10 protein-coding genes are annotated in these 11,560 nt (G+C 34.9%); all 10 read right to left on the bottom strand.

Going from position 1 to position 11,560, the window contains the following annotated elements; all coding sequences use genetic code 11:
* Positions 1-70 precede the first annotated feature (70 nt).
* Complete coding sequence (gene tet(X) / locus GXW81_RS06035) at positions 71-1,237, bottom strand: tetracycline-inactivating monooxygenase Tet(X) (RefSeq protein ID WP_015345556.1); 1,167 nt, start codon at positions 1,235-1,237, stop codon at positions 71-73.
* A gap of 208 nt (positions 1,238-1,445) precedes the next feature.
* Positions 1,446-2,717, bottom strand: a complete 1,272-nt coding sequence (locus tag GXW81_RS06030) for a hypothetical protein (RefSeq protein WP_161531600.1) — start codon at positions 2,715-2,717, stop codon at positions 1,446-1,448.
* Between the two features lie 233 nt (positions 2,718-2,950).
* Entirely contained in the window at positions 2,951-3,715 is a 765-nt protein-coding gene (locus GXW81_RS06025) for a DNA-deoxyinosine glycosylase (RefSeq protein ID WP_221410757.1), read from the bottom strand.
* 240 nt (positions 3,716-3,955) lie between these two features.
* Entirely contained in the window at positions 3,956-4,390 is a 435-nt protein-coding gene (locus GXW81_RS06020) for a lipocalin family protein (protein WP_161531599.1), read from the bottom strand.
* 1,001 nt (positions 4,391-5,391) lie between these two features.
* Positions 5,392-7,620 (bottom strand): multicopper oxidase family protein, encoded by a 2,229-nt coding sequence (locus GXW81_RS06015; RefSeq protein ID WP_161531598.1) that lies wholly within the window; start codon positions 7,618-7,620, stop codon positions 5,392-5,394.
* Between the two features lie 15 nt (positions 7,621-7,635).
* On the bottom strand, positions 7,636-8,349 hold the full coding sequence (locus GXW81_RS06010; RefSeq protein WP_081271772.1) for a heavy-metal-associated domain-containing protein: 714 nt from the start codon (positions 8,347-8,349) through the stop codon (positions 7,636-7,638).
* Positions 8,350-8,442: 93 nt separating this feature from the next.
* Complete coding sequence (locus tag GXW81_RS06005) at positions 8,443-9,000, bottom strand: AraC family transcriptional regulator (protein WP_004917545.1); 558 nt, start codon at positions 8,998-9,000, stop codon at positions 8,443-8,445.
* A complete protein-coding gene (locus tag GXW81_RS06000) occupies positions 9,001-9,864 on the bottom strand; it encodes a DUF3347 domain-containing protein (RefSeq protein ID WP_014614999.1) in 864 nt (287 codons plus the stop codon).
* 91 nt (positions 9,865-9,955) lie between these two features.
* Positions 9,956-10,327: a hypothetical protein gene (locus tag GXW81_RS05995; RefSeq protein WP_064964788.1), complete on the bottom strand. Its 372-nt coding sequence runs from the start codon at positions 10,325-10,327 to the stop codon at positions 9,956-9,958.
* 335 nt (positions 10,328-10,662) lie between these two features.
* On the bottom strand, positions 10,663-11,544 hold the full coding sequence (gene blaRASA, locus GXW81_RS05990; protein ID WP_041320648.1) for an RASA family extended-spectrum class A beta-lactamase: 882 nt from the start codon (positions 11,542-11,544) through the stop codon (positions 10,663-10,665).
* Positions 11,545-11,560: the final 16 nt, after the last annotated feature.

Genomic DNA, 11,560 nt, shown 5'->3' with positions numbered 1-11,560 from the left:
CAAAAGTTCAATAGAAGTACTTCACCGGCTCTATTGCCAATTTGTTTGTTATGTGCCGTTTTATTCCATTTTATACATTTAACAATTGCTGAAACGTAAAGTCGGGTTTAAACATTTCAATTTCGTTTTGAGTTGATTCTTCTTGTGCTTCTTTGCCATAGATAAACATTTGCTGTTCATAATTTTCAATAGCCTCTTCAATGCTGTTAAATTTCCCATTGGTCAGATTATCCGACAATATCAAGGCATCCATCAACCCGCTGTTTACGCCTTGTCCTGCAAAAGGAGGCATCAAATGAGCAGCATCTCCAATCATCGTTATGGGTAATGGACGCTTACTTTTCCAAGACTTACCTAAGGGAAATATTCGTGTCGCTAACCCTACAAAAGATGATGTCACACGAATCAGTTCTTTGTAGCGTTCATCCCAATCGGAAAATTTTTTCAGGAGAAAATCAACGACACTATTTCTGTCTTGAAAATCTACCAGAGTCTTGCTTTTCCATTCATCAGATGTTTTAAAACTTATTCCAAAATGCAATGCACCATTATTATTAGGATTCGCAAATAATAAATTACCTTGATGAGCAGCCATTAGCCGGTTTCCATTGCATAGCTGAAAAAATCCAGGACAGTTCACCTCTGGTTGATGAATATCGGCTTGTATATTGAAAGTACCTGTTTCTTCAACTTCCGTGTCGGTAACAAATTTTCTTACTTTAGACATTCCACCATTGGCAATAATAACCAGATCTGCTGTTTCACTCGGTTTATCTTCAAAAGTTAGTGTCCACTTCTCCTTATCAGGTTCAAGCGTAACAAGTTTTCTATCCCAAATGACGGTGTCATTTTGTAGGCTATTTAATAAGATAGTTCTTAAGTCATTTCTGTTTATTTCAGGATTGTCAAACCGATTTTCGGGCTTTACATTTTTTGTGGTTAAAATATTACCCTTTTCATCAGCAATATTTACACCCATTGGTAAAGCTAAGTCATAATAAGTTTGTAACAATCCCGCTCTTTTCATTGCTTCCTGTCCCGAATCCCTGTGCAGGTCAAGTGTTCCACCAAAAATCCTGGCATCTCGGTCTTTGTCTCTCTCGTAAACTGTAGCGTCCACGCCGTTTTGCTGTAATAATTTTGCCATAGTCAGTCCAACGGGTCCACCACCAATTATTGCAACGTTCTTATCACTAAGTAAATTCATTTGTTTGTCTGTATCTATTCGCATTGTCATTCAAAAATGGCACATAATGGTAAGTATTTGCGAAGGGCGGAACTAAAATGAACCTTAAGTTCAATTCGGTTCAACCGTAGCAAATGCTTTTTCAATACCACTAAATTAAACAAAATTGTGGGAATGAAAAGCATTTTGCGATGAAATATTACCTTTTTTTCTACAATTCCCTAAACCCCGCCTTTTGCAAATACTATGTTAGCGGTAGTTATAATTCAACTGAATTTTCTAAAATAATAAGTTCAGATAACAGTCTCATTAAATAAATTTCATTTATTAAATTTTTATCATCTCTAAAAGGTGTGTATTTAGTTTTGTCAGTTTCTTTACTATGAACTATTGCGTTTCTTGTATAATAAATTCTTTTTGCTAAATTTTTATAAATTTCATCAAAATTATTACTATCAAAGTTTACCTTGTTTCCTTTACAAAAGGGAACCTCATTAGTCTTAAAGTATTCTATTAAATCGGTTGAAATAGTTTCGAGTTCTGATTTTAAAGCATCTATGTCGTTTACAAACTTCTTTAATGTTAACTCTAATGCTTCCAATTCATTAATTTCAAATTCTTCGTTTTTGTAACGCAGTCTCTTTTGAATTAAAGATACCAATGAAGATATATCCTTTGTTCTTTTATAAGAAAAGTTAGGTTTTGTTAGTTCTGTTTTAATTCCATTAATAATATCATCATTGTAAATTTTTTCAAAAAAATGTTCAATAACGTGGTAAAATGAAAGAAATTGGTGATCTAATCCATCACTTGATATACCTTTTTGATAATATAAAATTAATTCATTATTATAAAGTCTTTTTGGGGGTTCTAAACTTGAAAACATTGTTTTCCTCAATCTTCCTAGACGATATGGTTGGATAAATTCATCCATAAATCTCAAAGGTTGAAGAGTGTAATCCATATTATAACTTAAATTAAATAAAAAAGCGTAAACTAATTGCTCAAATTCAGTTTTTTTTCTCTGAGTTTCTGATTTTATTAGAAGTGTTTCAAATCGAGGCAAAATATTTTTTATGACATCCAAAATATTTAGGTCGAATAAGGAAAGTTGAGATTCATTATTGTTTTCGTAAATCCTTCTCAATCTAGAACTAGCAATTCCACTCCTTAATATTCTAGGCGCATCATATTTTGATAGATTATATAAAAAAAATATTAAATATTCATTAGTTGGCTTATCAATTTTATATTCAATTTTATTTACTAAATCATTTTTTACTAATTCACCACCAAAAATAATTCCTCTATTTTCTTGTCTGATTAATACTTCATAGTAATTCTGTGTAACTAATTCAACGTCACTTTCGTTTATTGATTTTAAATTTTTGATTATTTCTTCAACTTCTGAAAGATAAAGTGTTGCATTCTTATCAGAAACAATTTTGAAAATTACTTCATTTTCTTTTTCTTCAATTATCTCAAAACTAAAAAGTAATGAAATAGCATCTATTATGTTTTTTACAGTCATTTTGTTTTATAATTACCGCTAACGGAAAAAGTATTGGCGAAGTGCGGGCGAAAATGAACGAAAAGTTCAGTTTCAACCAATCGTAGCCGATATTTTTTTCGTGGAACTAAGTTATAAAAAATTGTGGAATGAAAAAATAGCGGCGGATAAAAAAGTAGAGTAGTTCAACTTAGACATTCCCCCGCATTTTGCCAATACTATGTTAGCAGTAGTGGTTCTTGGTCGTCCGTTAATTATTTCGTCAATATTTGTCGCCATTGTTTGCAAATGTTGTCAAAGTCAATACCTGTGTTTGCAGGGCTTGTGCTTGGTAAAGAAATATATTTTAAGCCACTTTGTCTGTCAAAATACTTGTCGAAAAGTGCTTGGGATTTTGTCCCATTGAAGCCAATTACTTTTAAATTCTTATGTCTAGCGATAAAATTGTCCAAGTCGTTTGGTTCTTCATCTTCGATTGCACTGTCGAGGCTACCTTTTCTATTTGCTTTATGAGCTACGTCCCAAATTCCAATTTTAGTTTTTAGTAAAAGTTCTTTTTTATCCGTGTATGTCAGAGGCAAATTGTTCTCTGTTATTCTCGATATGATTTTCCAAAATTTATTTCTTGGATGTCCGTAATACTCGCCAAGTTCAAGAGATTTGTCGCCTGGCATTGTCCCTAAAATCAAAATGGTCGTGTCCGAGTTTGAAATTGGGTCGAACGATGTTTTGGTATTTGTCGAGATTGCTTTTACAATTTTTTCAACTGTCTTAGGTTGTGAACTTGTCACAGGTTTTGCTTTAGTAACTGCTTGTCCGATTAGGGAAACGGTCGAACCATCACGGTCAAAAATATTTGCATAGTTTCTTGTCCTGCCGTGAATTTGAAATGCCTGAATTGTCGAGCCGTCCTTTTTCTGATACCAACCATTTTTATTCAACTCGTCAGCAATTTGCTGGGTAGTCATAGGTCGTCCAGTTTGTCGTAAAAGCTTTTCTATTGCTTCGTGTAGTGTCATATTTTTCTATTCGTTGACGGTCGTGCTACCATTACTGCTAACGGAAAAAGTATTTGCGAAGGGCGGGTTTGAATTGGACGATAAGTTCAATTCAGTACAACCGAAGCGAATGCTTTTTCAATGAAGCTAAATTACTCAAAATAGTTGAATTGAAAAGCATTTTGCGAATAGATATTACTAAATCTTCTATCATCCCCTAAATTCCGCCTTTTGCAAATACTATGTTGTAGGTAGTTTCTTTTATTTTGTATATCTTTCAAGAACAACTTTTGTTTGCTCACTATAAGCGTTATGATTTCTTAAATCATTTCGTCTTAAAGTCAGTGTGTTTCCAGAAATTACACACTCGAATTCTTTATGATCAAATGCAATTTCTTGACTAAAGGTTAATTTATCGGCTTCCAATTTATATGTCAAATTTCTTGTAGACCCGAAAATAGTATGAGATGTTGTACCATCGGAATTAAATATAATAATAGGTCTTGGAACAATTCCCCTTGTGTCATCAATTGTCTCACCTGAGTTTTCAAAATTCGAAATCTCATAAGAAATCACTTTCCATTCTCCAACAATTAAAGATTTAAGTGTTTTAGATTGTTCATCTTCTTTTCGACAAGATTGAAACAAAATTCCTCCAAACAGAATTATAGCCATCAAAAATGTAAGTTTTCTCATAATTTTATTACTTCCCGAATTATTCCACTTTGGAACTAAGGACGTCGAATCGGAATCTTTTTTTTTAGTTAATTTCTCCCCGCCCATTCAATTAATTAAATACTTGATTTAAATTATAACATAACGTTTGACATGAAATTACCTACAACGGTCCAGGTATTGCCGAAGGCGGGGCTTATTAGCACCTAACTTCAACTAAAATACCATACTTCAAAGATAAACAAAATTTTCTAAAAAAGCAATTAACCCCCGCTTGCGGCAATACCTTGTTACCAGCTGTACTATTTTTTTCGGCGTGGTGTCTTTTCCGCATAGTTTTCAGTCCGCACATTTTTCACGTTTTCAGCGTTCAAGTCCACAATTTGACCGTTTAGTTTTTCAGCCTTTAAGTCAGTTCCACAGTTTTTTAGTTATTCTTTTTCAGTTTTCAGTTCCGAAATCCATTCGTTTTTCCGCTTTTCGTCAGTTTGAGGTTCTTTCCTTTGGGGTTTTTCCTCTCTTTTTAGATTTTAAAAGTCCAACATTTAGTCGAGCGTTGCGAGTTATCAGCTGTACTCTCCAACATTTTTTAAGAGTCGACTCATTCAAATATGCTTTCAAGTCGTCCGTTGTAGAAAATGAATTTAGACCCATAACACATTCTGCTCAGCTGGGTCTGAATTCAGTTTCTTATTATTCACAATTTAGAGCGTTTTGAATCGTTTCAGTTCCTTAGCAAAATGTTTGGAGTGTATAGCTGGTAACGGTTCTCGGCTTTGCGTAGTGGCGGACTTAGATGCACTTCACTGTCAGCCTACCAAAATGCTAATTAGATGCACAAAATTACAATTTTGCGCTGAACCCGCCATTACGCAAAACCGATGTTGTGCCTTCGTTGTTCTTTTTTGTCCGTTATATAGTCGGTCAATTCTGTTACTGTTGGGAAGCCATACTCTTTGCCAAGTTTTGGTTTGCGTATCGGCTCGTGCGACTTGGCAATGTGTATGGCTTGTGGGTTGGTTTTAATAATTAAATGTCAGTCCTACTCCAAAACCCATATCACTGTCGTAATGCGTTCTGAAACCTAAGTTTTTACTTGCGATATAATTCAGTCCAAGCATATATTCTCTGTCTGTATTTACCATAAATGCAGCTCTAAACCTTTTTGAAAGTGGAATGTCTTCACGTCTTAATTGTACTCTTACGTTTCCATCGTGATAGACTTCTGTTTGTAAAATTATAAGCATTGGCAGAGTATATGCAACCCCTAAACTAAACTGTGTCCGATTGTCTTTGGTATTAGTCTGCCCAAAAAGATTTTTTTCTGGTGTTTCGTGCTTTCTGTATCGCCAATCAAAGCCAATAAAGGGCATTAGCCATTGGTTTCTGCCTATGTATCGCCCTATGTGTGTTTCTGTTTCGTATCCGTGTTTGTCGCTATATCCCAAACGCCATTCAGTGCCAAAACTCCATCGGGTATTTTGCAACATTGTCATACCATCATTTCCATTTGTTGCAAAGTCGTTTTGAAACATAAAATGTAGTTCGTTGCTTTCTCTTTGTAGTTTTTTGTAAGCCCATTTTTTGTCAGGCAACAATGGATTGGGTGCTTGGTTTTCTGTACTAAAAACTCGGTTCATCCCTGCCATCATATGGTAGAGAATATGACAATGAAAAAACCAATCGCCTTCTAAATTGGCTTCAAACTCAATCACATTGGTTTCCATAGGCATTATGTCCAAAACATTTTTAAGCGGTGCATAATCGCCTTGCCCGTTTATAACCCTAAAATCGTGTCCGTGCAAGTGCATCGGGTGTCGCATCATCGAGTTGTTGTAGAGTGTTATTCTTACAATTTCTCCTTTTTTGATTAGAATTTTATCAGTTTCAGCAAGCACTCGGTTGTCCATACTCCACACATAGCGGTTCATATTGCCTGTTAATTCAAACCTTAATTCTCTGATAGGTGCATCTTTTGGCAAAGTGGTTTTGGTAGGTGATTTCAGCATTGCGTAGTTTAAGGTAACAATGTCATTACTGGGCATTGTATGATTGCTATGGTCTGAATGTTCGGATTTTTTGGGTTTATTTTCTCCTGTAATCTCAGGGTACATTACCGTATTCATATCCATTTGTTGCAATGACATATCCATACCCATATCGTTCATTGTGCCATCCATTTTCATCATATCGTTCATCATCTTCATACCTTCAAAGTATTTCAGTTTAGGCAATGGACTTGCCAACTGCTTAATACCTGAACCTATGTAAATAGATGCCGATTTAGTTCGGTCTTCGGGTGTTGCCAAAAATTCATAGGAAGTATTTTCTGCCGGAATGGTAACGATGACATCATAGGTTTCTGAAACTCCTATAATTAGTCTATCCACCACAACAGGCTCAACATCATTGCCATCATTGGCAACGACAGTCATTTTTCCACCTGCATACGTGAGCCAAAAATAGGAAGATGCACCACCGTTTGATATTCGCAACCTTACTTTGTCGCCTGCTTTGAATTGAGCGAGTTGGCTTTCAGATGTTCCGTTAATCAAGAATTTGTCATAATATACATCACTCACGTCCATTGCCAACATTCGTTTCCATTCGTTGGTCAATTTGGTTTTGAAATGTCCTGCTTTTTTGGCTTCTGCATAACTCTGCACAGCGTTTTTTTTAATGGCGAACCAATCATTAGCATTGTGCAACATTCGGTGTACATTATCAGGATTATAGTCTGTCCATTCGCTCAAAATAATAGGCACAGAAGGCAAATCATCAATGCCTTTTCTGAAAGTTGGGTCGTCTGCTCTTTTGAGCAAAACCATTGAGCCGTACATTCCGATTTGTTCTTGCAGTCCGCTGTGGCTGTGATACCAATGTGTACCGTTTTGAATAATTGGGAAACGATATACGTGGGTCGTATTCGGTTCAATGGGCATTTGGGTCAAGTAGGGCACACCATCTTCTTTATTGGGCAAATACAATCCGTGCCAATGCAACGATGTGCTTTCTCTGAGCCTATTATGAACATGAATTTCTGCCGTATCGCCTTCGGTAAAGGTGAGTGTTGGCATAGGAATTTGTCCGTTTACGGCTATTGCCCTTTTTTCTTTTCCTGTAAAATTAACAATAGTGTCTTTTACGTAAAGGTCATATCGCACCACTTTTTGGGCGAAAATGGTTGTAGTTGCCAATAGCATTAGAACTATCGGCAACAATTTTTTATAAATATTTTTTTGATTATCCATTTAATAAATTTCATTTTAAATTAGGTTTAAAAGCATCCAAGCACTCATTGCAATCATTAGTGCATCTTCAATAATAGTTACGGTACTCATTGGCAAATTGAACACTGCACCCAAACAAGCACATTGGATTTTCTTTTTGTTCAATACCGATTGCAATACGCCAATGATGCTGATGCTCATTACTATAAATGTTAAACTATTAGTAACAAGCGGATTAAAATTGATTAAAAAAGCAATACCCAAAGCCAATTCTGTGAAAGCATAGATATAAGCCCAAGCGGGTAAACGTTTGGCAACAACATCATACATTACATAACTTTCGGCAAAGCCTTTCAAATTAAGCATTTTGAAAAACGAAAACACCAAAAAGAACCCTGCCATAAAATGTCGCATCCACTGCATACCATCAAACCTATTGTTGGAAAATTGCACCAATAGCGTTACCAATGAGATGTAGAAAAATATCAACAAAATAGGCTTGTAGGTTTCAAGCCAACTTTTGGTTTGTTCAGCCAATTCGCTGTGATGTTGGGCAGAAATTTGATATTTTTCGGTCAAGGCTTTCTGCAACTTATCCAATGCAATGTGTTTATCCATTGTGATTGAGGCTGAATTTTCGTCTTTTGAAACATCAACATTTACCACATTTTCTACCATTAGCAACGATGATTTTACTTTTGATTCGCAACTTGAACAGGTCATTCCTGTTACTTGATATGTATGTACCATAATCTTACATTTTAAAAGTTAATAACTATGGTACAAAGTTCCGAAGCTATTTGTTCATTGTTGTTGTGGTATTTTGGGTTTGAGTTGTAACATTTATAAGTCTTCAATCTGCTTCCGTTTTTTGTCTTTCAATTGCTTGTAATGCGAAGGCGAAAAGCCTGTTACCTTTTTGAACTGATTGCTCAAATATGCCACACTGCTATAATTCATCTGAAAAGCAATTTCATTCAGTGTCAATTCATCATACAGAAGCAATTCTTTCACCTTTTCAATTTTTTGGTTAATAAAGTATTTCTCAATGGTCGTATCTTCTACTTCCGAGAACAAATTGCTAAGAGATGAATAATCTTGTGTTAACTGTTTTGACAAATAATCAGAAAGATTGGTGTTGAGTTGGGCATTTTGTTGATGCACCAATTCAATTATTAAAGTTTTAATTTTATCAATTAATCGGCTTTTCTTGTCATCAATCAGTTCAAAACCAAAACCTTTCAGGTGTTCTGCAATTTCACTTTTTTGCCTTTCTGAAATGGGTGTTACTTCTACTTCGCCTAAATCAACTGCGAGTAGTTGAAGTCCGAGTTTTTCCAACTCAGACTTCACTACCATTTTGCAGCGACTACACACCATATTTTTGATGTAGAGCTTCATTTATTCAATGGTTTCAACCGTTTTACCACAAGTGAGCATTTTAGAACCATAGTATGGGTTCTTCACTGCATTTTCCTTGCTCAACCAATTAGCACCTTTACCATTGTTTGCCATTGGGCAATGTTGGTAATATGTAGGTGTTTCTTGTTTGGAAACTTTCAAGAGTTGATACATATTGTCAGACAAGGTATTGAAATGGTCTCTTTGATGCCCAACATCTTTGGTTTCTTCAATGTGTTCGGTATCAAATATCAAGTCCTTCATTACTTTCATCCAAACAGTATGTTCTTCATTGGAAAGTTTGTTCATCTGCACGGCATTAAGAGCGTTGAGCAATTCTTTTGCTTTGGCAGAAGCCAAGTTTCCATCAGATTTTACCAAAGCATCTTTAAGTGCGAAATAGTTTTCAAAAACTGATTTGAGTTGATTTACTTCTTGCTTTGTTTCTGTTGACTTGTCAGTTGCCCCACCGTGATTGTGATTAGAATGGTTGTCTATCGTTTCTACTTTTACCGTTTCCGATTTTTTCACACGGTCGTATTGACAGCATTCAGGAAGTTTCGCATAGACATCATCAGGTGCAAGAAATTTTTCGCTATCATAACCCGCCAATGCAATGCGTTTCAAAACTTCATCTTGATTGGTCTTGCTTGGGTCGTAAGTAAGAGTAGCCATTTTGGTATCTTTGTTCCAATCTACCTGCGCTACTTTCTTAATGTTTCCTGCTTTTTCAATGGTCGTTTTACACATACCACAGTTACCGTAAATTTTTACGCTTTCGGTTTTAGCGTTTTTGATTTGAGCGTTACACGCTGTAAACGATAGCAATAGTGTTATTGCCATCAATATTTTTATTGATTTCATTTTTTTAAAATTAAATGTTGAATGAAAAATTGTGATTGAAAGCTAATAATTGCGTTCAATTGGACAGACCTTTGGCTGTCAAGGCAAGAAATCAGCCTATTTTTGGCGGTAGCCAAATAGAAATGAAACCTGATGAATAAAAGCTATCTTGGTAATAAAAATTTGGCTTGTTGGGGATTAACTTAATTCCTGAAAATTTGATTAAGAATGGAATAGTAAAATTTGTATGGTTTGAAGGACAATGACAGTTTGAGTTGCCACATTTTCCATCACAATCTTTTCCGTGCTTATTGCATTGTCCTTTTTCTGTGTCGCAACACTCTTTTTTTTCCGCTTCGGTGTCGGATTGTTTGGTGCAATTATTTTCTATGTTTTCAGATTTTGACCCACAAGCATAGATGTCTGTTGGTGTCAGTAAGAAACCAATCAGGGTTAATAATGCTATGTAAATAAATCTTATCATACTGTTTCAAAACGCAAATTTACAAATTTTTTCGGTCAAGCGTTGGCAAAAAACAGCTCTTTTGGTTTTTAGGGTTGGCTTGCGTATCGGCAAAAACCAAATGTGCTGTTTGTGCGGTCGGCTTTTTACAATGAGGCACAACGGAAAAAGTATTTGCGAAGGGTGGGCTAAATTGAACCAATAGTTCAATTTCGACCAACCGTAGCAGATGCTTTTTCAATGAAACTAAATTACTCAAAATAGTTGAATTGAAAAGCATATGCGGCTAAATATTCCTGCTTTTTAATTCAACACATTAACCCCGCCTTTTGCAAATACTATGTTAGCTGACGTTTTTATTCTTTTGTATAAAATTCATAAGTCGTTTTAGCAATATCAGCAATTATTTCCTCACCCTTGTTGAATTCTTCCGAAGTATTGTGTATGAATACAGTTATATAAATTTTTTGATTATTAGGAAGTTGCATTATGCCTACATTGTTTATTGCGCCTGTGATTCCATCATCATTTGTGAAAGAAGTGCCAGCTCTCTGTGCAATTTTAACATTAGGTAGTTTGCCTTTTAATCGTTTCACACCTGTTTTGCTATTAACCATAGATTCATATAGCCATTTCGTATTTTCAGAGTTTAACATTTTTCCTTCGGAAAAGTTCTTTAAAAGTTTCGTGAATGAATTTGGTGTTGATTTGTTAATAAATTGAGAATTCCAGTCTTTGTGCATTTCATCTTCATTGTTCTTAATGACAAAGTTTTCATCATCAATAAATTTTTCTACGGCGTTAGTTCCACCTATTAAACGGAGTAGAATATCAGTCATATTGTTGTCGCTGTAAACAATCATCCAATGAAGTGCTTCTTCTAATGAAATTGAAATGTTTCCGTTTGGGTATTTTTCTTTAAATGGACTCCAAGTATTTTCCAGCAATTCTTCTTTTTTTATGAAGATTTGTTGTTGCATTAATAGTTCACCATTTTCAACTTTGTGTAGTATTGTCAAAGCAATTGGAAATTTAAAAGTGCTCAGTAAAGGGTAAGATTTATTTCCATTAATTTCGATGATGTTGTTATTTTCGTCAATAATTGAGATGCCAAAATCACCTTTTTTGGATGAGATGATTTTTTCTATTTGATACTTTAGGTTATTATCATGTACCGTAGCACATGAATTGATTATTAGAAACGTAAATGAAATTATTATCAGTTTTAATGTATTCATTTTCATGAGTTTGTTT

Origin of the sequence: Riemerella anatipestifer (assembly GCF_009932355.1) — a bacterium.
Classification (GTDB): Bacteria; Bacteroidota; Bacteroidia; order Flavobacteriales; family Weeksellaceae; genus Riemerella; species Riemerella anatipestifer_E.
The sequence above is the reverse complement of the archived record's forward strand: the minus strand, read 5'-3'. Positions and strand labels throughout refer to the sequence as shown.

Excerpts from the sequence above, each read along its gene's own strand:
- GXW81_RS06005 (WP_004917545.1), bottom strand. The coding sequence starts at position 9,000 with ATGAAGCTCTACATCAAAAATATGGTGTGTAGTCGCTGCAAAATGGTA.
- GXW81_RS06020 (WP_161531599.1), bottom strand. The coding sequence starts at position 4,390 with ATGAGAAAACTTACATTTTTGATGGCTATAATTCTGTTTGGAGGAATT.
- GXW81_RS06030 (WP_161531600.1), bottom strand. The coding sequence starts at position 2,717 with ATGACTGTAAAAAACATAATAGATGCTATTTCATTACTTTTTAGTTTT.
- GXW81_RS05995 (WP_064964788.1), bottom strand. The coding sequence starts at position 10,327 with ATGATAAGATTTATTTACATAGCATTATTAACCCTGATTGGTTTCTTA.
- GXW81_RS06010 (WP_081271772.1), bottom strand. The coding sequence starts at position 8,349 with ATGGTACATACATATCAAGTAACAGGAATGACCTGTTCAAGTTGCGAA.
- GXW81_RS06015 (WP_161531598.1), bottom strand. The coding sequence starts at position 7,620 with ATGGATAATCAAAAAAATATTTATAAAAAATTGTTGCCGATAGTTCTA.
- GXW81_RS06000 (WP_014614999.1), bottom strand. The coding sequence starts at position 9,864 with ATGAAATCAATAAAAATATTGATGGCAATAACACTATTGCTATCGTTT.
- blaRASA (WP_041320648.1), bottom strand. The coding sequence starts at position 11,544 with ATGAATACATTAAAACTGATAATAATTTCATTTACGTTTCTAATAATC.
- GXW81_RS06025 (WP_221410757.1), bottom strand. The coding sequence starts at position 3,715 with ATGACACTACACGAAGCAATAGAAAAGCTTTTACGACAAACTGGACGA.